Source organism: Curtobacterium sp. A7_M15, assembly GCF_030705415.1.
Classification (GTDB): Bacteria; Actinomycetota; Actinomycetes; order Actinomycetales; family Microbacteriaceae; genus Curtobacterium.
The window spans coordinates 1-21,280 of sequence record NZ_JAUZED010000047.1; the positions used below are offsets into that span (position 1 = coordinate 1).

General features: G+C 69.4%; 22 protein-coding genes and 4 tRNA genes. 6 read left to right on the top strand and 20 right to left on the bottom strand.

Going from position 1 to position 21,280, the window contains the following annotated elements:
* Window positions 1-96: 96 nt before the first annotated feature.
* The 5 genes from Q7F20_RS10220 to Q7F20_RS10240 form a co-directional block, all read right to left on the bottom strand.
* Window positions 97-936 carry a carbohydrate ABC transporter permease gene (locus tag Q7F20_RS10220; RefSeq protein WP_305739989.1) on the bottom strand — a complete coding sequence of 280 codons (840 nt, stop codon included), beginning with the start codon at window positions 934-936 and terminating at the stop codon, window positions 97-99.
* Complete coding sequence (locus tag Q7F20_RS10225) at window positions 929-1,924, bottom strand: carbohydrate ABC transporter permease (RefSeq protein WP_305739990.1); 996 nt, start codon at window positions 1,922-1,924, stop codon at window positions 929-931. Before Q7F20_RS10225 ends, Q7F20_RS10220 begins: the two co-directional genes overlap by 8 nt.
* Before the next feature lie 213 nt (window positions 1,925-2,137).
* Window positions 2,138-3,439, bottom strand: a complete 1,302-nt coding sequence (locus tag Q7F20_RS10230; RefSeq protein WP_305739991.1) for an ABC transporter substrate-binding protein — start codon at window positions 3,437-3,439, stop codon at window positions 2,138-2,140.
* 103 nt (window positions 3,440-3,542) lie between these two features.
* Window positions 3,543-4,700, bottom strand: coding sequence for a Gfo/Idh/MocA family protein (locus Q7F20_RS10235; RefSeq protein WP_305739992.1), 1,158 nt, complete (start codon window positions 4,698-4,700; stop codon window positions 3,543-3,545).
* Window positions 4,697-5,443, bottom strand: a complete 747-nt coding sequence (locus Q7F20_RS10240; protein WP_305739993.1) for a sugar phosphate isomerase/epimerase — start codon at window positions 5,441-5,443, stop codon at window positions 4,697-4,699. The genes Q7F20_RS10235 and Q7F20_RS10240 overlap by 4 nt, the downstream gene beginning before the upstream one ends.
* A 145-nt stretch (window positions 5,444-5,588) precedes the next feature.
* On the opposite strand from Q7F20_RS10240, the gene Q7F20_RS10245 reads away from it, so the two are divergent.
* Window positions 5,589-6,800: an ROK family transcriptional regulator gene (locus Q7F20_RS10245; RefSeq protein WP_305739994.1), complete on the top strand. Its 1,212-nt coding sequence runs from the start codon at window positions 5,589-5,591 to the stop codon at window positions 6,798-6,800.
* Between the two features lie 367 nt (window positions 6,801-7,167).
* Window positions 7,168-7,746, top strand: a complete 579-nt coding sequence (locus Q7F20_RS10250; RefSeq protein ID WP_305740011.1) for a YqaJ viral recombinase family protein — start codon at window positions 7,168-7,170, stop codon at window positions 7,744-7,746.
* On the opposite strand, the gene Q7F20_RS10255 is transcribed toward Q7F20_RS10250, so the two are convergent.
* The 6 genes from Q7F20_RS10255 to Q7F20_RS10280 form a co-directional block, all read right to left on the bottom strand.
* Window positions 7,743-8,351: a Pr6Pr family membrane protein gene (locus Q7F20_RS10255; protein ID WP_305739995.1), complete on the bottom strand. Its 609-nt coding sequence runs from the start codon at window positions 8,349-8,351 to the stop codon at window positions 7,743-7,745. The two genes, Q7F20_RS10250 and Q7F20_RS10255, sit on opposite strands and share 4 nt — an antisense overlap.
* Window positions 8,352-8,436: 85 nt before the next feature.
* Window positions 8,437-9,126: a 50S ribosomal protein L1 gene (rplA, locus tag Q7F20_RS10260; protein WP_305739996.1), complete on the bottom strand. Its 690-nt coding sequence runs from the start codon at window positions 9,124-9,126 to the stop codon at window positions 8,437-8,439.
* An 88-nt stretch (window positions 9,127-9,214) separates the two neighbouring features.
* Window positions 9,215-9,646, bottom strand: a complete 432-nt coding sequence (gene rplK, locus Q7F20_RS10265) for a 50S ribosomal protein L11 (protein WP_022906459.1) — start codon at window positions 9,644-9,646, stop codon at window positions 9,215-9,217.
* A gap of 122 nt (window positions 9,647-9,768) precedes the next feature.
* Window positions 9,769-10,818 (bottom strand): transcription termination/antitermination protein NusG, encoded by a 1,050-nt coding sequence (gene nusG, locus Q7F20_RS10270; protein ID WP_305739997.1) that lies wholly within the window; start codon window positions 10,816-10,818, stop codon window positions 9,769-9,771.
* A gap of 119 nt (window positions 10,819-10,937) precedes the next feature.
* Window positions 10,938-11,201: a preprotein translocase subunit SecE gene (gene secE / locus Q7F20_RS10275; protein ID WP_370871658.1), complete on the bottom strand. Its 264-nt coding sequence runs from the start codon at window positions 11,199-11,201 to the stop codon at window positions 10,938-10,940.
* Between the two features lie 35 nt (window positions 11,202-11,236).
* A tRNA-Trp gene (locus Q7F20_RS10280) sits at window positions 11,237-11,309 on the bottom strand.
* 181 nt (window positions 11,310-11,490) lie between these two features.
* On the opposite strand from Q7F20_RS10280, the gene Q7F20_RS10285 reads away from it, so the two are divergent.
* The gene (locus tag Q7F20_RS10285) at window positions 11,491-12,672 is read left to right on the top strand and encodes a pyridoxal phosphate-dependent aminotransferase (RefSeq protein WP_305740012.1); all 1,182 of its coding nucleotides are present in this window, start codon (window positions 11,491-11,493) and stop codon (window positions 12,670-12,672) included.
* Window positions 12,673-12,767: 95 nt separating this feature from the next.
* On the opposite strand, the gene Q7F20_RS10290 is transcribed toward Q7F20_RS10285, so the two are convergent.
* From Q7F20_RS10290 to Q7F20_RS10300, 3 genes are read right to left on the bottom strand one after another with little or no spacing between them, the layout of a single operon-like run.
* Entirely contained in the window at window positions 12,768-13,784 is a 1,017-nt protein-coding gene (locus Q7F20_RS10290) for a UDP-N-acetylmuramate dehydrogenase (protein ID WP_305739998.1), read from the bottom strand.
* A 14-nt stretch (window positions 13,785-13,798) separates the two neighbouring features.
* A complete protein-coding gene (locus Q7F20_RS10295; protein WP_305739999.1) occupies window positions 13,799-14,224 on the bottom strand; it encodes a MaoC/PaaZ C-terminal domain-containing protein in 426 nt (141 codons plus the stop codon).
* Window positions 14,221-14,670, bottom strand: coding sequence for a MaoC family dehydratase N-terminal domain-containing protein (locus Q7F20_RS10300; RefSeq protein ID WP_305740000.1), 450 nt, complete (start codon window positions 14,668-14,670; stop codon window positions 14,221-14,223). Before Q7F20_RS10300 ends, Q7F20_RS10295 begins: the two co-directional genes overlap by 4 nt.
* Before the next feature lie 68 nt (window positions 14,671-14,738).
* Between Q7F20_RS10300 and Q7F20_RS10305 the strand changes: the two genes are divergently transcribed.
* A complete protein-coding gene (locus Q7F20_RS10305; protein WP_305740001.1) occupies window positions 14,739-15,158 on the top strand; it encodes a hypothetical protein in 420 nt (139 codons plus the stop codon).
* On the opposite strand, the gene Q7F20_RS10310 is transcribed toward Q7F20_RS10305, so the two are convergent.
* From Q7F20_RS10310 to Q7F20_RS10335, 6 genes are all read right to left on the bottom strand, one after another.
* Complete coding sequence (locus Q7F20_RS10310; protein ID WP_305740002.1) at window positions 15,131-16,198, bottom strand: acyltransferase; 1,068 nt, start codon at window positions 16,196-16,198, stop codon at window positions 15,131-15,133. The two genes, Q7F20_RS10305 and Q7F20_RS10310, sit on opposite strands and share 28 nt — an antisense overlap.
* Before the next feature lie 286 nt (window positions 16,199-16,484).
* Window positions 16,485-16,558, bottom strand: a tRNA-Met gene (locus Q7F20_RS10315).
* A gap of 32 nt (window positions 16,559-16,590) precedes the next feature.
* Window positions 16,591-16,662: transfer RNA gene (locus tag Q7F20_RS10320), tRNA-Thr, on the bottom strand.
* A gap of 92 nt (window positions 16,663-16,754) precedes the next feature.
* A complete protein-coding gene (locus Q7F20_RS10325) occupies window positions 16,755-17,996 on the bottom strand; it encodes a M23 family metallopeptidase (RefSeq protein WP_305740003.1) in 1,242 nt (413 codons plus the stop codon).
* A 145-nt stretch (window positions 17,997-18,141) separates the two neighbouring features.
* Entirely contained in the window at window positions 18,142-18,963 is an 822-nt protein-coding gene (locus Q7F20_RS10330; RefSeq protein ID WP_305740004.1) for an inositol monophosphatase family protein, read from the bottom strand.
* A gap of 57 nt (window positions 18,964-19,020) precedes the next feature.
* A tRNA-Tyr gene (locus Q7F20_RS10335) sits at window positions 19,021-19,105 on the bottom strand.
* Window positions 19,106-19,244: 139 nt separating this feature from the next.
* Between Q7F20_RS10335 and Q7F20_RS10340 the strand changes: the two genes are divergently transcribed.
* A complete protein-coding gene (locus tag Q7F20_RS10340; protein ID WP_022906448.1) occupies window positions 19,245-19,733 on the top strand; it encodes a YajQ family cyclic di-GMP-binding protein in 489 nt (162 codons plus the stop codon).
* A 16-nt stretch (window positions 19,734-19,749) separates the two neighbouring features.
* On the top strand, window positions 19,750-21,210 hold the full coding sequence (gene cls, locus Q7F20_RS10345) for a cardiolipin synthase (RefSeq protein ID WP_305740005.1): 1,461 nt from the start codon (window positions 19,750-19,752) through the stop codon (window positions 21,208-21,210).
* Window positions 21,211-21,280 lie beyond the last annotated feature (70 nt).

Below are 21,280 nucleotides of genomic sequence, written 5' to 3' on the forward strand. Positions count from 1 at the left end.
CTCGGCGCCGCCCCGGCCGCGCACCCCCGCGCACGCGCGGCCGGGAGGCGCGGTGCGGGTCCGACCCGCACCGCGCCTCCCGTCCGGTGGTCCTGCCTACTTCACCGCACCGGCGGTCAGACCGGCCACGAACTGCCGCTGCACGATGAGGAACGCGATCACGACCGGGATCGAGACGACGAGGGACGCCGCCATGATCTGGTTCCAGTACACGTTCGTCTGCGTCGAGTACTGCTGCAGGCCGACCGCGAGCGTCTGCCCGTTGCCGTTCGTCATGACCGAGGCGAAGAGGACCTCGCCCCACGCCGTCATGAACGAGTAGATGCCGACCGCGACGAGGCCCGGGCGGGCCGACGGCAGGATGACCCGGAACAGGGCACCCATCGGCCCGGAGCCGTCGACCATCGCGGCCTCGTCCAGCTCCCGCGGGATGGTCTCGAAGTAGCCCGCGAGCATCCAGATCGAGAACGGCAGCGTGAACGTCAGGTACGTGATGATCAGGCCGAGCCAGGATCCGACCAGCTGGATGCCGAGCGCGTTGCCGAGGTTCGTGAAGATCAGGAACAGCGGCAGCAGGAACAGCACGCCCGGGAACATCTGGGTCGAGAGCACCGCGGTGGTGAAGGTGCTCTTGCCCTTGAAGTTCCAGCGCGAGACGCCGTAGGCGGCGAAGGTCGCGATGATCAGCGAGAACACCGTCGCGACCGTGCAGACCACGAGCGAGTTGATGAAGTACTGCCCCAGCGGCACCGTCGACCACATGTCGATGAACGGCTGCAGGGTGATGTGGGTCGGGATCCACGTGAAGTCGTTCTGCACGTCACCGAGCGGCTTGATGGCCGTGGTGATCATCACGTAGAGCGGGACGACCGTGAACAGGGTCAGGATGACCAGGGTCACGACCTTGAAGGACTTGGCGCCGACTGTCTCACGCACGGACGGACCTCCGGTTGGTCACGGCGAGGTAGATGCCGGTGACGATGAGCAGGAAGATGAGGAGCAGGACGCTCATCGCGGCACCGGAGCCGAAGTTCCAGGTGATGAACGACGCGTTGTAGATGTGGAAGCTCAGCAGGTCCGCGGCTGGCGGCTGCGCGGTCGAGCCGAACAGCACGAACGGCGTGTTGAAGTCGTTGAACGTCCAGAGGAACATCACGAGCACGAGCGTCACGTTGACCGGGCGCACCATCGGCAGCGTGATCGAGCGCCACTGCCGGAAGGGCTTCGCACCGTCGACCGAGGCGGCCTCGTACACGTCGTTCGGCACGGACTGGAGGCCGGCCATGAGCATCAGGAACGCGAACGGCCAGGTCTTCCAGATCGCCACGACGACGACCGAGACGAAGGCGTTCGACCCGATCAGCCAGAACGGTCCCTGCCCGCCGAACAGGTGCAGCTGGTCGACCAGGATGTGGTTGATCGCACCCGAGTCACGCTGGAACATGAACTTCCACGTGATGATGCCCGCGTACATCGGCAGCGCGTAGGGCACCAGGAAGAGCGTGCGGAAGAGCCCACGGCCCCGGAACGGCTTCTGCAGCGCGACCGCAGCGGCCATGCCGAACGTCCACGACAGACCCACCACGAGCACCGTGAACGCGCAGGTGATGAGGAACGAGTTGAGCACGCCCTGCCCGATCGCCTGGTTGAAGTCGACGACGACCGAGTAGTTGCGGAGCCCGGCGAACGGAGCCGCGCCCCAGTTGGCGATGAAGTACTTGGTGAGCTGGATGAACGAGATCCAGATGCCGGTGAGCATCGGCACGATGTGGATCAGCAGCTCGAAGAGGATGGCCGGCGCGACGAGCGCGTAGGGCAGCCAGTGGATCTTGCGCTTCCGACCCGGCGGGCGGCCCGACATGGTCGGGGCCTTCGTGTGGGTCAGGTCGATGCGCTCGGAGTCGGGCAGGACCGAGGTGGACATGGGGGGCCTTTCGGCAGGAAGGGGATCGGGTGCTTCGCGCGGACCGTGGCAGCGGTCGGGAGGCGCGGCATGCGTGAGCCGATCGGCTCACCCCCGGCTCGCGGCCGGGTGCGGAACCGCAGGTCGCCCGCCCGGCGTGGGCGGGGCCGTGGACCTGAGGGGTGGGGGCCCGGGTCCCGTCCTGTCGGACGCGACCCGGGCCTCCTGGCTCGATCAGCCGTTCGCCTGGGACACCTGGTCCTGGGCGGTCTTCAGCGCGGTCTTGATGTCGCTGTCGGACACCGTGCCGCCGGTGGCGATCTTGGCGAACATGTCGTTCATCGCCTTGCCGACCGTGGACTCGAACTGGTCCTCGGCGGGCACCAGCGGGAGCGGCTTCGCCTTGTTGTTGTAGATGTCGAGGAACGTCTTCGTCTGCTCGTCGGTGACCGAGTCAGCAGCGGAGGCGAGCACCGGCAGGGCCGAGTACGGCTTGTCGAGCGTGGCCTGGGTGTCCTCGCTCGTCATGAACTTGACGAACTTCAGGGCGCCGTCCTTGTTCTTCGTGTTCTTGAAGATGGACAGGTTGATGCCGGCCGGGAAGGACGCGATGTCCTTCTCGCCCTGCGGCGCCGGGAAGGGCACCACGCCGAAGTCGTCCGCCGACATGCCGTTCGACGTGATCGTCGAGTTGGCGTTGTTCTGCGTCAGCATCATCGCGGCCTTCTTGTTCGCGAAGTCCGAGACCGCCTGGGTGCCGTTGTCGTACTGGGCGTTCGACGTGTTGACGACCTTGTCGCTCTGCATCAGGTCGAGGTACCGCTTGATGCCGTCGACGTTCGCCTTCTGGGTGAAGGTCGGGTTGCCCTTCGAGTCGAACCACTCGCCACCGTTCTGCGCCGAGTTGATGAACGCGAAGTGCGCGTTCTCGGTGTACGAGCCGCCGGCGATGGTGAAGCCGTACTTGCCGTCGGTGGTGAGCTTCTTCGCGTCGGCGACCAGGTCCTCCCACGTCGTCGGCGCCTCGATGCCGGCGTCCTTGAACATCTGCTTGTTGTAGTACAGGCCGTAGGCGAGGCCGTAGAGCGGGACGCTCGTGACGGTCTTGCCGGGCGCACCACCGGTCGAGAGCGCGACCTTGCCGAACTTGTCGGCACCGCCGATCGCCTTCATCTCCGAGTCACCGAACTCCTGGAAGGCGCCGGTGGCCTGGAGCGAGGTCGCCCAGGTGTTGCCGATGTTGACGACGTCCGGGCCCTGGCCCGAGGTGACGGCGGTCTGGATCTTGTTCTGCAGGTCGTTCCAGCCGATGACCTGGAGGTTGACCTTGATCCCGGTCTCCTTGGTGAACTTCTTCAGGACGGGGGTCAGCACCTCCTTGTCGTTCTGGAGCGACGTGCCCTGGTTCGACGCCCAGTAGGTGAGCGTCTTGGAGTCGCCGGACGAACCGGAGCCTCCGGAGGAGCAGGCTGCGAGGCCGGTCACGGTGAGTGCCGCGGCCGCGGTGATGGCCAGTGCGCGGATGGCAGTGCGCATGACTCTCTCTTTCTCGTCGTTGAGATGGTGCAGTGGGTGGTGCTGGTCGTGCTGTCGGGTGCTGCTGTGTGCGCGGACGGCTTCGGTGCCGACCGCCTGCGGGTCAGGCCAGGGTCTGCTCCGCGGGGTCCCAGCCCTCGGGGAGGGTCGGGGAGGGTGCGACGGTGCTCTCCACGAGCACCGCCTCACCACGTTCGGCTGCCTCGGCGATGGAGACCATCACGTCGAGGACGTGGAAGGCGAGGGCACCGGGGACCCGGTTCTCCTCTCCTGCGCGGAGCGAGCGGGCCAGGTCGACCACGCCGGTGCCGCGCGAGTAGGTGGATCCGACCGCGGGGATCGTCTCGGGCTCGTCGGCGCCGTGCGCGTAGAGCTCGGTGTCGCCGTCGAAGTTGTTCGGGTCGGGGAACACGACCGTGCCGGTCTCGCCTGCGATCTCGACGAAGCCGGTGCGGCCGCGGTCGGACTCGAACGAGAAGACGCTCTGCGCGCTCCCGCCGTTCTCGAACTCGATGAGGGCCGAGTGGTTCGTGGGGACCTCGACCGGGAACTCGGTGCCCGCCTTCGGGCCGGAGCCGATCGTCCGCGTCGCGCGGGACTTCGACGCGGTCGCGGTGACCTTCTTCACCGGGCCGAACGCCTGAACGAGGGTCGTGATGTAGTACGGGCCGATGTCGAACAGCGGGCCGGCGCCGTACGCGAACAGGAACTCGGGGCTCGGGTGCCAGGACTCCGGGCCGGGGCTCTGGAAGAGCGTCAGACCGTTGAGCGGGGTGCCGATGCGACCGTCACGGATCGTGCGCAGCGCGGTCTGGAGTCCGGCGCCGAGGAACGTGTCCGGGGCGACGCTGACGGTCTTGCCGGCGGCACGGGCGGCGTCGCGGAGCTCGGCGGCGCTCTGGCGGTCGAGGGCGTAGGGCTTCTCGCCCCAGACGTGCTTGCCGGCGGCGAGGGCCTGCAGGGCCACCTCGACGTGGGCGGCCGGGATGGTCAGGTTGACGACGATCTCGATGTCGTCGTTCGCGAGGAGTTCCTCGACCGTCCCCGAACCGGCGACACCCCACTTCTCCGCCTGGGCCGCTGCGCGGGGCAGGTCGATGTCGGCGATGAAGTGGACCGTCACGTCGGGGAAGACCGTGAGGTTCGAGAGGTACTGGTCCGAGATGACCCCGGCGCCGATGACGCCGACGCCGACGGGTCCGGTCTTGGTGGTGGTCTCGGTCGCGGTGGTGGTGTCGGTCGCGGTCGTGGTGTCGGTCATGCTCGGGCCCCCTCGAGGAACGTGTAGGAGTCGGTGACGGCCTGGAAGACGTCGCCCTCGTGGTCGTCGAGCTCGACGACGTGCAGGGCGTCCGGTGCCGCGGCGATGATCTCGCGGATCGGCATGACGCCACGGCCCACGGCGACCTGCTTCTTGTCGTCGTGCGACCCGTCGCCGTCCTTGACGTGCAGGAACTGCACCTTGTCGCCGTACTTGCCGATGATCGCCACCGGGTCGTCCCCGCCGACCTTCACCCAGTACGTGTCGAGCTCGAGCACGACGTCGTCGGACAGGGCGTCGGCGAAGACCTCGTAGGCGGAGACGCCGTCGATGCGGTTCGAGAACTCGAACGCGTGGTTGTGGTAGCCGAGGGTGAGACCGTGGTCGGCGGCGCGCGGGGCGAGGGCGCTCAGCTCGCGGGCGATGGCTTCGACGTCCTCACGGGTGGTCCACCGGGCCTCGTCGATGTGCGGGTCGATCAGCGTCGTGAGGCCGACGGTGACGCTCGCGTGGAAGATCTGCTCGAGGTCCTGCTCCCCGGCGTCGAGGAGTCGGGCGTGGCCGCTCGGGCTCTGCAGCCCCGCGGCGGCGAGGGCGTCGCGCAGGGCTTCCGCACGGTCGACGTAGCCGAAGGCCTCGACGTTCGTGTAACCGATGTCGGCGATGCGCTGCAGCGTGCCGGGCAGATCGGCAGCGAGGGCGTCGCGGACTGTGTAGAGCTGGACCGAGAGCGGTTGGGTCACCAGGGGTTCTCCTCGTCGAGACGGTGCGGTCGACATCGACCGAGCGTCACACTATGACCACTTCTGTCGACGGTCAAGCAGAAGTTCACGGTTCTTCGACGAACTTCATTGCGTGGCGCGTTCGATGTGTGCTTCACTCCCCCACATGGTCGACTTGAACCGGACGGCAGCGTCGCCTCCGGTCGGGACGAGCGAGCTCTTCCAGATCCTCCGCGACGGCGTGCCGCGGACCCGGGCCGAGCTCGCCAGCCTGACAGGACTCGCGCGCTCCACGATCGGCGTGCGCCTCGATGCCCTCATCGAGGTCGGGCTCGTCGGACCCGTGGACACCGCGGCGTCCACGGGCGGGCGCCCGCCTGCGCAGGTGGCGCTGATGCCCCGAGCGCGCCTGGTGATCGCCGCCGACCTCGGCGCCTCCCACGGCCGCGTCGCCGTCACCGACCTCGTCGCCGAACCGCTCGCCACCCGCGAAGCCCGGATCGACATCGCCGCCGGGCCCGTCCCCACCCTGACCTGGCTCGTCGAGACCATCGACGCGCTCCTCGACGAGGTCGGACGGGCCCGCGACGACGTCATCGCGATCGGCATCGGCGTCCCCGGGCCGGTGGAGTTCTCCACGGGACGCCCCGCGAACCCCCCGATCATGCCCGGCTGGGACGGCTTCGACGTCCCGGGCTGGCTCCGCGCGCACATCGCCGCCCACGTCCTGCTCGACAACGACGTGAACATCGCGGCCCTCGGCGAGCGCGAACACGGCTGGTCCGACGTCGACCACCTGCTCTTCGTCAAGGTCGCCACGGGCATCGGCTCCGGGATCGTCTCGGACGGCGAACTCCAGCGCGGCGCGCAGGGCACCGCCGGTGACATCGGTCACGTTCGCGTCTCGAGCGCCGGTGACGTGCCGTGCCACTGCGGGAACACCGGGTGCCTCGAGGCCGTCGCCTCCGGCCCCGCCATCGCCCGGCGACTCCGTGCGAAGGGGCACGACGTGCACACGAGCGCCGACGTCCTCGAGCTCGTCAACCGATCGGACCTCGACGCCATCCAGGCGGTGCGCCAGGCCGGACGCGACATCGGCGAGGTCCTCGCCACGTGCGTGTCCCTCATGAACCCGTCGGTGATCGCGCTCGGCGGCTCGATCACGCAGGCCGGCGAGCACCTCCTCGCCGGGGTCCGCGAGGTCGTGTACTCCCGCTCGATGCCCCTCGCCACGGAGCACCTCGTGATCGCGCAGTCGCGGGCGGGGTCGCTCGCGGCGCTCCAGGGGGCGGCGGCGCTCGCCATCGGGTACGCCCTCTCCCCCGCGGGGGTCGACGAGCTGGTGACGTTCGCCGAAGGACGCCAGCTGGTGTCCTGAGCTGACGGGCACATCCGGTGCGTCTGGCCCGGTGCGTCGCGCCCGGTGCGTCGCGCCCGGTGCGTCGCGCCCGGTGCGTCGCGTCCGGTGCGTCGCCGGTGCGTCGCGTCCGGTGCGTCGGTTTCGTCTCGTCGGTGCGTGGGGAGACAATCGACGTGTGACGATCGTGCAGCCCACCTTGTGGGGCGACCTGGACCCGGGTCTGGGCCCACGCGAGCCGGTACCCGGGCGTCGCGGAGCGGCGGACGGGCCGAGCTCGTGGGGAGAGGCGCAGCCCGCCTCCGGCACGTCACCCTCCGGCACACGCGTGGTCGCCGCCACGACGTCGGGATCGGCCGGGTCCGTTCCTCGCGACGCGTTCACCGCGCTGCGTGGACACACCGAACGCATCGTCGCGCACTCCTCCGACCGCGTCGCCTGGCTGCGCGCCCGCGCCATGGGCATCACCGCCACCGACGTCGCCCGGCTCGCGTCGCTGCGCGCCGTCGACGCGGTCGTCACCGACAAGCGGTACGGCTCGCGGTTCTCCGGCAACTCGTTCACCGAGCACGGCAAGGAACGCGAACCCGTCATCGCCGCCTGGGTCGCCGCGACCCACGGCATCCAGCCGTCCGCGCACCTCTTCCACGCCGCCACGAACCGTGCACACCTCGCGACCCCGGACGGCGTCGGTGTCGACGGTTCCGCGCGGGTCGTGCTCGCCGAGATCAAGACCACCGGCAAGGCCTGGCGGAGCATCCCCCGGCACTACCTCCGCCAGATCTGGTGGCAGCAGTACGTGCTCGGCGCCGACCGCACCCTGTTCGTCTGGGAGCGCCACGACGGCTTCGTGCCGGTCGCCGACGAACCGGAGTGTCGGTGGGTCGACCGTGACGACGAGCAGATCCGCGGGCTGATCCAGCTCGCGGACCTCGTGCTCGACCGGCTGCGCGACTTCCGGAACTAGACCTTCACGATCCGGAGGCGACTCATCCCGATCACGAGCACGCCGAGCAGCACGATCGAGACCGCCACCCCGAGGCAGTACAGCGCCACGACGCCGTAGCCCAGGTCGGGGTTCAGGAACGGGTACGGCACCCACCCGTCCGTCGCACCCCGGATCAGCACGACGGTCGTCCAGACGGAAGGGTAGATCAGGAACCACCACACGTGCCGGAGCAGGAGCTTCGACCGGTCAGAGAACAGCAGCCAGTCCAGCACCGCGTACGCGGGCAGCACCTTGTGCAGGATGTCGTTCGACCACTGCACGTTCGCCGACACGTCGATACCCGTCAGCAGGGTGTTGTACACGATGCCCGTCGTCGCGATGTACACCGTGGCGGCACCGCGGAACAGGCTCACGCGCAAGTCCCCGCGCTTCCGGCGGACCGCGGCGACCAGGGTCACGGCGAAGGCCAGCGCGATGATGATGTTCGACTGGATCGTGAAGTACCCGAAGAAGTTCCACGGGTCGTAGCTCGGGAGCTTCGAGCTGACGAGCCACTGCCCGACGATGGCCGCCACGACGGCGATCACCGCGAGCAGCCGGAGCGAGTTCACGAGGGTGCGCACGACGTCACGCTACCGGCACACCGCACCCGGCACGCGAAAAGGCCCGCACCGGTTTCGGTGCGGGCCCGTTCCTGGGTCAGAGGACTCAGATGCTGTTGACGTCCAGCGGGATGCCCGGGCCGAAGGTCGTCGAGACGGCGCCCTTCGTGATGTAACGGCCCTTCGAGGCGCTCGGCTTGAGGCGGTTGATCTCCTCGAGCGCGGTCGAGATGTTCTCGTCGAGCTGCTCCGGCGTGAACGAGGCCTTGCCGACGACGAAGTGCACGTTGGCGTGCTTGTCGACGCGGAACTCGATCTTGCCGCCCTTGATGTCGTTGACGGCCTGCGCCACGTTCGGGGTCACGGTGCCGGTCTTCGGGTTCGGCATGAGGCCACGCGGGCCGAGCACCTTACCGAGACGACCGACCTTGCCCATGAGCTCCGGGGTCGAGACCGCCGAGTCGAAGGCGGTGTAGCCCTCGGCGACCTTCGCGATGAGCTCGTCGCCACCGACCTCGTCCGCACCGGCGGCGATGGCGGCCTCAGCCGCTGCGCCGACCGCGAAGACGATGACGCGGGCGGTCTTGCCCGTGCCGTGCGGCAGGATGACCGTGCCACGGACCATCTGGTCCGCCTTGCGCGGGTCGACGCCGAGCTTGAGGGCGACCTCGACGGTGGAGTCGGTCTTGGCGGAACCGGTCTCCTTCGCCAGGGCGACGGCCTCGGCGGGGGTGTAGAACTTGTCGGCCTCGATCTTCGCGGCCGCGGCCTGGTAGGCCTTGGACTTCTTCGCCATGGTGTTCTCCTTGGGAGCTACGTGGTTGACGAGCCGGCGCGGCTCTCCCACGGAAGGGTGTCTGGGTGTGTGCCTGAGCAGGTGGGGCTTACGCCTCGACCGTGATGCCCATCGAGCGAGCGGTGCCGGCGATGATCTTCGCGGCCTGCTCGATGTCGTTGGCGTTCAGGTCGGCCTGCTTGGTCTCGGCGATCTGACGGACCTGGTCCATCGAGATCTTCGCGACCTTGACAGTGTGCGGGGTCGCGGAACCCTTCTGCACACCCGCGGCCTTCTTGATCAGCTCTGCAGCCGGCGGGGTCTTGAGGACGAACGTGAACGAACGGTCCTCGTAGACGGTGATCTCGACCGGCACGACGTTGCCACGCTGCGACTCGGTCGCCGCGTTGTACGCCTTGCAGAACTCCATGATGTTGACGCCGTGCTGACCGAGCGCCGGACCGATCGGCGGGGCCGGGTTGGCGGCGCCCGCGTTGATCTGCAGCTTGATCAGGCCCGTGACCTTCTTCTTCGGTGCCATGACTTGTCTTCCTCCTGGAATCGAACGCACGGGGACCCGTGCACTCTCCCGCTGGCCCGGCCGTTCCGGACCGCGGTGAAGCCCCACACGCTCAGCGTGCGGGGCCAAACCTCGCTAGCTTACTACAGCTTGGTGACCTGGTCGAAGCTCAGCTCGACCGGGGTCTCGCGCTCGAACAGCGAGACGAGGACCGTGAGCTTGCCGCTCTCCGGCTTGATCTCGGAGATCGAACCCGGCAGACCCGCGAACGAGCCCTCCTTGATGGTGATCGTCTCGCCGATCTCGAAGTCGACCTCGGCCGTCGGCTGCGACTGCACGCCGCCGGAGCCCTTCGCGCCGCCCTTGGTCGGCGCTGCCTCGGCCACCTGGACGAGGGACTTCAGCATGCCGAACGCCTCGTCGAAGCGGAGCGGCGTCGGGTTGTGCGCGTTGCCGACGAAGCCGGTGACACCCGGGGTGTGCCGGACGACGGACCACGAGTCCTCGTTGAGGTCCATGCGGACGAGCACGTACGAGGGGATCCGGACGCGGGTGACCAGCTTGCGCTGCCCGTTCTTGATCTCGACGACGTCCTCCATCGGGACCTCGACCTGGTAGATGTAGTCCTCCATCGACATCGAGACCATGCGGTTCTCGATGTTCGACTTCACGCGACGCTCGAAGCCCGCGTAGGAGTGGATGACGTACCACTTGCCCGGCTTCATCCGCAGTTCGGCCTTGAAGGCCTCGTACGGGTCGACCTCGGCCTCGTCTTCGGCGTCCTCGGCGTCGAGCGCCTCATCGGCGGCGAGGGTCGCGTTCGCCTCGGCGGCGGTCTCCTCTTCCAGCTCGACCTCTTCTTCGTCCTCGACCGCCTCGACGGCGGCTTCGGCCTCGTCGACGGTGTCGATCTCGAGCGCGTCGTCGACCACGGCGTCGGCCTCGGGGTCGCGGGACTCGGCCAGCGCGGTGAGTGCCTCGTCGATGCCGGCGTCGACGGTGCCGTCGTCCGGCTCGTCGCTCAGGCCAAGGGACTCGTCGTCCTCGTCCTCGATCTCGATGGCTCGCTCTTCGGCGGACTCGGCCGAACGCTCCTCGCCGGTCTCGACGTCGCCTTCCTGGTTCTCCTCGACTTCGGAGGACTGCTCGGCAGCCGTGGCGAGGTCGATGTCGTCGCGGGAGTTGTCAGACACTGTCGAATCTTTCCGTTCGGTGATGCGGATCGGGTTGGCGGGCGGATCGGTTCACGACCGGCGCCGTCTCGGGCGACCGTACTCCTGTCCGCGAACGGTCAGGACAGCCGGCATCCGGCTCAGGCCGTCGGCCCGTTGCCGAACACGTACCCGACGCCGAGTCCGAACACGAAGTCGAGGACCGACACCAGGATCATCATCACGACGACGAAGACCAGGACGACGCCCGTGTAGCTGAAGAGCTCCTTGCGGGTCGGCGTGACCACCTTGCGGAGCTCGCCGAGGACCTGACGGATGAAGAGCACGATGGCAGCGAACGGACCGCGGCGCTCAGCCCGGTCCTGCTTCGCCTTGGCGACGACGTCATCCGCCGTCGTCTCCATGTCTTTGCTCGCCAACTTCTACCCTTCCAGATGTGCAGGGCGGACAGGACTCGAACCTGCAACCTGCGGTTTTGGAGACCGCTGCTCTACCAATTGAGCCACCGCCCTTCGGACACGGTTCGTCACCGATCCGTGTTCCGGTGGTCGAGTGTACGGGAGTCCGTCACACGGTGTCCACTTGACGGATGCTGCGGCGTGCCGCGCCGGTAGGCTGGGCCCCGTGAGCACCGAAGCCCCAGGCCCCGAGTCCACCGCCCACCCCGCTGCCGCGACCACCGATCGGCCGCGCATCGCGTCCCGCATCGCCGCGATCGCCGAGTCCGCGACGCTCAAGGTCGATGCGAAGGCCAAGGCGCTCAAGGCCGCCGGCCGCCCGGTCATCTCGTTCGCCGCCGGCGAGCCGGACTTCGCCACGCCCCAGCACGTCGTCGACGCTGCGGTGCAGGCCGCGCAGGACCCGAAGAACCACCGGTACACGCCCGCGACCGGCCTGCCCGAGCTCAAGCAGGCGATCGCCGACAAGACCGCCCGCGAGTCCGGTGTCACCGTCGAGCCCGCGCAGGTGATCGTCACGAACGGCGGCAAGCAGGCCGTCTACCAGGCGTTCCAGACGATCGTCGACGACGGGGACGAGGTCCTCCTCCCCGCCCCGTACTGGACCACCTACCCCGAGGCCATCCGACTCGCCGGCGGTGTCCCCGTCGACGTCTTCGCGGGCAGCGACCAGGACTACCTCGTCACGGTCGAGCAGCTCGAGGCGGCCCGCACCCCGAAGACCAAGGCCCTGCTGTTCTGCTCACCGTCGAACCCGACCGGCTCGGTGTACTCCGCCGAGCAGACGAAGGCCATCGGCGAGTGGGCGCTCGAGCACGGCATCTGGGTGATCAGCGACGAGATCTACCAGGACCTCGTGTACGACGGCGTCCGGTTCACCGGCATCCTCGACGCGGTCCCGGCCCTCGCGGACACGACGATCCTCGTCAACGGCGTCGCCAAGACCTACGCCATGACCGGGTGGCGGGTCGGGTGGTTCATCGGCCCGACGGACGCGGTCAAGGCGGCCTCGAACCTGCAGTCGCACCTGTCGAGCAACGTGTCGAACGTGTCGCAGCGGGCGGCGATCGCCGCGCTGACCGGCCCGCAGGAGCCCGTCACGGCGATGCGCGAGGCCTTCGATCGCCGTCGCCAGGCGATCGTCGCGGGTCTGAACGCGATCCCGGGCTTCGTCACGCCGACCCCGCAGGGCGCCTTCTACGTCTACCCCGACGTCACGGCGCTCCTCGGCCGCGAGTGGGCGGGCTCGACGCCGACCACCACGCTCGAACTCGCCGACCTCATCCTCGAGCACGCCGAGGTCGCGGTCGTCCCCGGCGAGGCGTTCGGCCCTTCCGGCTACCTCCGACTGTCGTACGCACTCGGTGACGACGACATCGCCGAGGGCGTGGCCCGCCTGGCGAAGCTCTTCAGCTGAGCGCAGTGTGCGAGGTTCCGGCCTCGGTGTGAGGCCCGCGGCCTCTCACCATGCGTGGAACCTCGCACACTGTCACCCAGGAGGCGCGGCTCGGCTCAGGCGAGCAGGTCGCCCACCACGACGGGTTCCGGCACGAGCGAGACCCCGAAGCGGTTCAGGACGGTCACCTGGACGAACCGGGCGAGCTCGGCCACCTGCGCGGCGGTCGCTCCCCCGCGGTTCGTCAGCGCGAGCGTGTGCTTCGACGAGATCGCGGCGCGGGATCCGGGGACCGCGTACCCGCGGTGCACCCCGGCGTGTTCGATGAGCCAGGCAGCGCTCAGCTTGACGTCGTCGCCGGCCGGCCATCGCGGAGCGTCGGCCGGCAGCGTCTCGGCGAAGGCGGCGGAGACGATCGGGTTCGTGAAGAAGGACCCGGCGCTCCACGTGTCGGGGTCGTCCGCGTCGAGGACCATGCCCTTCGACCCCCGGAGTCGCAGGACCTCGGAGCGGACGGTCGCGGACGGCACCGCCGTACCGAGCTCGACGCCGAGCGACCCGGCGAGCTGCGCGTAGCGGACCGGGACCCCGGCGTCCGGAGCGGTGCCGAGCCGGAACTCGACGGTCAGCACGGCGCCGCGCCGCCCGTGCTTGAGGGTCGAGGTGCGGTAGCCGAGCGCCAGCTCGGCCGCGGGCACCCACGCGCGCTCCCCCGTCGACGCGTCGAGGAACTCGATCCGGGTGAGCACGTCGGACAGCTCGACCCCGTAGGCGCCGATGTTCTGCACGGGGGCGGCGCCGACGGTGCCCGGGATGCCGCTCAGCGCCTCCAGGCCCGTCCAACCGTTCTCGACGGTCGTGGCGACGAACGCGTCCCACGGCTCACCGGCCGCAGCGCGGACGGTGACGCCGTCGTCGTCCGCCCGGTGCTCGATGCCCGTGGTGCGCACGAGGACGACGGTGCCGTCGAAGCCGTCGTCCGCGACGAGCAGGTTGCTGCCGCCACCGAGGACCAGCCACTCGTCGTCGTCCCACGCCTCGGTGACGTGCGCGACGAGCTCGTCGGTCGTCGTCGCGGTGAGCAGCCGCGCCGCGGGACCCCCGACGCGCAGCGTCGTGAGGTCGGCGAGCACCGGCTCCGACACGGTCAGCGGAACGCCACCGTGACCTGCGCCTTGCCGAGCACGGTCTGCCCGGCGGCGGTCACGGTGAGGTCGATGCGCTGCGGACGGCCGTCGTCGTCGACGGTGCCGACCTTCGCGACGATGCCGACGGTGGCGCCCTGCTCGGGGTCGACGACGACGGGGCGGGTGAACCGGACGCCGTAGCGGACCACCCAGCCCTGGTCGCCGAGCCACTCGGCGACCGGCTGGACGGCGAGCCCCATCGTGAGCATGCCGTGCGCGAGGACACCGGGCAGCCCGACGGAAACGGCGACGTCGTCGCGGTAGTGGATCGGGTTGAAGTCACCGGACGCACCGGCGTAGCGGACGAGCGAGTCGCGCGTGATGTGGACCTCGCGCTCGGCGACGACGGTGCCGACCTCGAGCGCGGTCAGGGGTGCGGCGGTCATGCGTCGTCTCCTCGGACCACGAGGGTCGAGGTCGCCGTGACGACGTGCTCCCCCGCGGCGTCGTTCATCGTGCTCTCGGCGGTGACCATGGCGTTGCCGCCGAGGGTCTTGACGCTCGTCACGGTCAGGGTGGCGGTGAGCTCGTCGCCCGCGACGATCGGTCGCTCGTAGGCGAACGCCTGCTCGCCGTGCACCACACGGGAGAAGTCGATCCCGGCATCGGGCTCCGCGAGGAGCTGGGCGAGGGTGGCCTCCTGCAGGACGACCGCGAAGGTCGGCGGAGCGACCACGTCGTCGTAGCCGGCAGCGCGCGCGGCTTCGGGCTCGTGGTGGATCGGGTTCGTCGCGAACACGGCGCGGGAGAACTCGCGCACCTTCTCACGACCGACCAGGTAGGGCGCAGCCGGCGGGAACGTCCTGCCGACGAGCTCGGGGTTCACAGACACGTCCGGCAGTCTAGCGACGCCCGCTCGGGGGCCTGTGTTCATGAGTATGCATCGGCTATGCTGGCCCGATGCGGTTCGGGGGAGCCGACACCGGTCTCCGGGGATGGGGAGGAACGATGGAGCACACGACCGAGTTCGCCGTGCACACGGGCGACCGCTGCACGGCCATGGAAGCAGCCGGCGCCGCGCTGCAGCAGGCAGGACACCACGTCGAGTCCACCGGCGGCACGCTCACGGCGACCACGGGCAACCGGGTGCTCACGATCCTGCTCGGGGCACTCGTGCACCCGTCGCGGGAGTTCCGGCGGTACGAGCTCTCGACGACCGTCACGGGGACGTCGACCACGATCACGCTGCGGCACTCCGGGCACGGCACCGCGGTGTCAGGCGGGGAGATCGGTGCGAAGCGGCGACACGATGCCTGGTACAGCACCGCGGCGGTGATCGAGCGGGCGCTCCGTCAGGCGGGCGTGCTCAGCGCCCGGTAGCGCCTGCGCGGCGATCGCCACCGACGCTCGAGCGGGACCTCGATCCAGCGGTGGGCGAACCAGGCGCTCACCAGTGTCACGACCAGTGACACCACACCGACGGCCCACCAGTCGAGGTCGACCGTCCGCTCGTTCACCGCCCAGGCCACGCGGATGGCGAGCAGATGCACGAGGTAGAACGCGAACGAGCAGTCACCGGCGCGGACCAGCACCGGGTGGGCGAACACCGTCGGACGCCCACTGCGATCCCCCTCCGCCGCGGCCGCGATCAGCACGACGAACGGGACGATCGTGGCACCGACCGTGTGCAAGGTGATCGGGAGCCAGTTCGCCACGAACATGCACGAGGCCGCGACGACGAGCGGGACCCACAGCGGGATCAGCGCCCGGACGCCGGAACGCAGGAGCAGGGCGAGCACCACGCCCGCGATGAACTCCGGGACACGGGTGATCGGGAAGATGTACGCGAACCAGTAGGCGAGGCCGTCGTACGACTGCGGCGCGAACCACACCGGGAGCGCGGCGGCGAGCCCGACGGCGACCACGAGCACGACCCAGAGCCCGACCCGGCCGAGCCGTCGGAGGGCGACGAGGATGAACGGGAAGCCGACGTAGAACACCGCTTCCACCGAGAGCGACCAGCCGACGGAGTTGCCCGCGAAGTGCACACCGGCGTCCGGGAACCAGGCCTGCGCCAGCACCACCGACGGCAGGAGCTGGACGACGGTGTTGATCCCCAGGACGAGTGCGAGGGCACCCCCGATCACGAAGGCGATCCAGTAGAGCGGCAGGATGCGTGCTGCCCGTCGACGCAGGAACGCCGCCGCGGTGTCCCCGGGCCGAGCCGACCACGCGAGCACGAAGCCGGACAGCACGAAGAAGAAGGACAGGCTCGTCATGGCGGAGGTCGTCAATCGCGCCGCCCAGTCCGGCGACGGGACGAACGCCACGAGGTGGTGCGCGAACACCACGAAGGCTGCCGGGACACGGAGCCCGGACAACGACGGAAGACGGACGGGATCCCCACCAACGTGTGACATGTCAGCAGACTAGGGGTGTTGTGCGGCCATCCCCGAACATTCTGTATTCGTGTGGAAGACGTCGCCCAGCCGACGCCCTGTACCGCGGCGCCACGAGCGATGCGCGCCCCCGTGCGGTCGTCGCGCCCCGAAGAGCCGGGGCGCGATGACCGTACCGGGGCGCGATCCAGACCGCAGGGCGCGCCAACGCCAACGCCCGCACCAGCGCCCGCGCACCGCGCGCCCAAGAACGCGCACCGCCCCCGGGAACGACGAAAGCCCGGCGAACGGATCGCCGGGCTTGCGGTAGCGAGGGCGGGACTTGAACCCGCGACCCCACGATTATGAGTCGTGTGCTCTAACCAACTGAGCTACCCCGCCAAGGATCCGGCGCGACTGCCGCACCGGGTCGGAGCCCCGAGTCAGGATTGAACTGACGACCCCTTCCTTACCATGGAAGTGCTCTACCACTGAGCTATCGGGGCAATGTGCCGCTCGGCGGCACCACACGAGGATAGCAGACCCGCGACGGTGGTCAGGAACCGGGCGCGACGCCCGGGCGTGCCGCGAGGAACCGCTAGTTCGCGTTGGCCTCGAGCCACGCCAGCGGGTCCACGGGGACGCCGTCGACGTGCACCTCGAGGTGCAGGTGCGGACCGGTCGAGTTGCCGGTGCTGCCGACCAGTCCGAGCTCATCGCCGACCTCGACCTGCTGGCCCTTGACGACCTTGAAGGAGTTGTCCTCCATGTGGCCGTAGACACTGACGAACTGCTTGCCGTCGACGTCGTGCTCGACCCAGACGTCGTTGCCGAAGCCGCCGTCGTTCGCCTGCACCTTGAGCACGGTGCCGGCCGCGATGACCCGGATCGGCGTGCCCTCGCCCGGGGCGAAGTCGACGCCCATGTGGTTCGTCGAGCAGAAGGAGCAGCCCTCGACCTGACGCCCGCCGAACCCGGAGGTGATCGGCACTCCGGTCAGGAACGGCCACTGGATCGTGCCGTTCGGGTCGTTCGTGAAGCTGGAGGAGTCGACGTTCTTGTACTGCGTCGCCGAGGACACCGAGTACTGGTCGCGGTTCGTCTCCGCGTCGGCCGCACCGGCGCCGACACTGAGGGACTGGGTGTCACCCGAGGCCGTCGCCCGCGCCGAGGTCGATCCCGGCTCGGGGGTGTACAGCGCCTGAGCGGGCAGCGAGGTCGAGACCACCAGCCCCGCGACGAACAGCAGCGCGCCGACTGCGGTCACCCGCGAGGCTGCACGACGGAACGACGCCCCCTGCGGCTTCCGCGCGGCACGCGAGGTGCCACCGACGGCGACGGCTGGCGAGGCTGCGGCGGAGGCCGTCCGCGCGATGTGGCGCGTGGCCCGGTCGGCGTGGACGGTGACGGGGCGGCCGGTCCGACGGGACGAGGGCACCTGCCCCAGGACGCGACGAGCGGTGGGCGCGGACGTCGGGCCCACCGTGGCAGCGGCCACCACGGGCGACGAGGGGGCCGGCGGCGTCACGGGTGACGCGGTCGCCGCAGGCATCGCCGGCGAGACCGGAGCGAGGTCGATGGGTGACACCGGCGCGGCCGGGGTCACGGGTGCCCCCGGGGTCACCAGTTCGTCGAAGGTCACGTCACCGACGGAGGCCCGGGAGGCGCGGCTCGCCTCCGCCACGACCGTCGCCTGCTCGACGCGGTCCGCTGCTCCTCCGGCGGTCGCCATCGCCGCCCGTTCCGCCTCGATGCGGGCCCGTCGGGTCAGGTGGACGACCGGTGCGGGAGCGTCCGCGGAGCCGTCGGTGTGCACGGGCGTGAGGGGAGAGTGGGGCATGTGTTCGGCGCGGATCCTGATCGGGGCGAGACGCGCTCGTTGGTAACGAGCAGATAACGGGACCCGAGAACGGTAGCAAATGCCCTACCGTGTCGCCAGTCCTGGTCATGACCGCACGGCTCCCCCAGAGCGAGGGGTCAGCGGGTCACGCCCCGAGCACGGAGTCCTCGAGGCGCTGCAGGAGTCCTGCGAGCTCGTCCGCCACGGCGGGTGCGGCGAAGAGGAACGACCGCGTGCCGCCCGCCTCCCAGATCCGGGTCACGGCGCCGGCCTCACGGGCGACGATCGACCCGGCGGCCATGTCCCACGGGTTGATCCCGCGCTCGTAGTAGGCGTCCACCGTGCCGACTCCGACCGCGCAGCAGTCCAACGACGCCGCTCCCCCGCGGCGGATGTCCCGCACCTCACCGACGAGCCCGGCGAGCACCGCGACCTGCTGCTGGCGACGCTCGGCGGTGTACCCGAACCCGGTGGCGACGAGCGTCTCGGCGAGCGAGGTCGGCGATCCGACGTGCAGCGGTGCACCGTCGCGCGTGGCACCCTCGCCGGCGCCGGCACGGAACACGACGCCGGTCGCGGGCGCGACGACCACACCGGCGATCGGCTCCCACGAGGTCGGGTCGGCCGGGCCGCGCACGACACCGATGCTCACGCCGTACTCGGCGCTGCCGTACAGGTAGTTGACCGTGCCGTCGATCGGGTCCACCACCCACGTGATGCCGGTCGTCCCCGATCCGGTGCCGGACTCCTCGCCGAAGAACGCGTCGTCCGGTCGGGCCTCGGCGATCCGGGCCCGGATGAGTGACTCGACCTCGCGGTCGGCGGCGGTGACGACGTCGACGATGCTCGACTTCCGGTCGGCGACCTCGACCCCCTCGACGCGTCGGCGGGCGGCGAGCTCCGCCGCTTCACGGGCGATGGACTCGGCGAGGTCGGCGAACTGGACGGCGGTGAGGTCGGAGGGCATGCGTCCATCCTCGCGGAAACGGAACGGCCCCGTCCGATGAGGACGGGGCCGTTCCGATGGTGGCAAGTGAGGGATTCGAACCCCCGAAGGCTACGCCGGCTGATTTACAGTCAGATCCCTTTGGCCGCTTGGGTAACTTGCCATGTGCGCACCCGGCCCGTGTAGTCACCAACCGAAGGCGCGCATGAAAGCATAGCCGATCCGAGACGGTGCTCGTGACCACCGCGGGCCGATCCGTGGGAGCCGAACCGCGCCTCCCGAGCGCCGATAGGCTGTCCCGCATGGCAGACAGTTCCTTCGACGTGGTCAGCAAGGTCGACAAGATGGAGGCGGAGAACGCCCTCAACCAGGCCGCCAAGGAGATCGAGCAGCGGTACGACTTCAAGGGTGCGGACGCGTCGATCGCGTTCAGCGGCGAGGACGTCCTCATCAAGGCGAACTCGGAAGAGCGTGCGAAGGCCGTCCTCGACGTCCTGCAGAGCAAGGCGATCAAGCGGAACATCAGCCTCAAGAGCCTCGACGCCGGCGACCCCTACCCGTCGGGCAAGGAGTACCGCATCGAGGTGAAGTTCAAGAACGGCATCGAACAGGACGTCGCGAAGAAGATCGGCGCGTTCCTGCGGGCCAACGCGCCGAAGAGCGTGAAGAACCAGATCCAGGGTGACGAGCTCCGCGTCTCCTCGAAGAGCCGCGACGACCTGCAGAACACGATCCAGCTCCTCAAGGGTGAAGAGTTCGACGTGCCGCTGCAGTTCATCAACTTCCGCTGACGCGCCGACCGCCGCTGTGGAGCACTGGCTCAACGTCGCGATCACGGTCTTCCTGGTCCTGCTGGACCTGGCGATCCGCGTCTTCTCGATCATCTACGTCCCGATCAACCGGAAGCCGCAGACCGCGACCGCCTGGCTGCTGGCGATCTTCCTCATCCCCTACATCGGGTTCATCGTCTTCCTCGTCATCGGGTCGACGAAGCTCCCGCACGCCCGGCGTGAGAAGCAGACCGAGATCAACGCGTACATCCTCGAGCAGACCGAGGGGATCGAGCGCGTCCGTCGCGACCACCCGTGGCCGGCCTGGCTCGACAGCATCACCCGCTTGAACCGCGAACTCGGCGCCATGCCCCTGGTGGGCGGCAACTCGGCCGAGCTCTACCCCGACTACGACGAGTCCATCGCCGAGATGACCCGTGCGATCGACGGTTCCCGGCGGTTCGTGCACGTCGAGTTCTACATCGCGACGCTCGACGACACCACGCGCCCCTTCTTCGAGGCGCTCGCCCGCGCCCAGGCCCGTGGTGTCACCGTCCGGTTCCTGCTCGACCACTGGGCGAGCCGCGGCTACCCGGGCTACAAGGACACCCTCGCCTTCATGGACCGCGCGGGGATCGAGTGGCACCTCATGCTCCCGCTGCTGCCGCTGCAGGGGAAGTTCCAGCGGCCGGACCTCCGGAACCACCGGAAGATCCTGGTCATCGACGGGTCGATCGCGTTCACCGGGTCGCAGAACCTCATCGACAAGTCCTACGACCTCAAGTCGCACATCGACAAGGGCATGCAGTACAAGGACCTCTTCGCTCGGTTCGAGGGGCCGGTCGTCGCGGGCCTCAACGCCCTCTTCGTGACCGACTGGTACAGCGAGACCGACGAGCTGCTGCTCCGCGAGAGCGACCCCGTCCAGCGCGCCGACCGCGGCGACGCCCTCGACTGCCAAGTCGTGCCCTCCGGTCCCGGGTTCGACGGCGAGAACAACCTGCGCCTCTTCAACGCGCTGCTCTACTCGGCGCAGCAGAAGGTGTCAATCACCTCGCCGTACTTCGTCCCCGACGACTCCATGCTCTACGCCATCACCACGACGGCGCAGCGCGGGGTCGAGGTCGAGCTGTTCGTCGGCGAGATGGGCGACCACGCCATGACGTGGCACGCCCAGCGGTCCTACTACGAGGGACTGCTCCGGGCCGGCGTGAAGATCTGGCTGTACCGGGCGCCGACGATCCTGCACGCGAAGCACTTCACGATCGACGACGACGTCTCGGTGATCGGGTCGAGCAACATGGACATGCGGTCCTTCAGCCTCAACCTCGAGGTCTCGGTGATGGTCCGGGGCAGCCGCTTCGTGGACGCCCTGCGCGAGGTGCAGCAGGCGTACAAGGAGCACAGCTTCGAGCTGACGCTCGACTCGTGGGTGGAACGGCCGCGTCGGTCGCAGGTGCTCGACAACGTCGCGCGGCTCACCGCGGCGCTGCAGTAGCGGTCCGCCGGGAGGCGCGGGTCGCGCCCGGCGGGCGGGTGCGGGCGCGGGTGCGTGCGCGGGCGCAGTG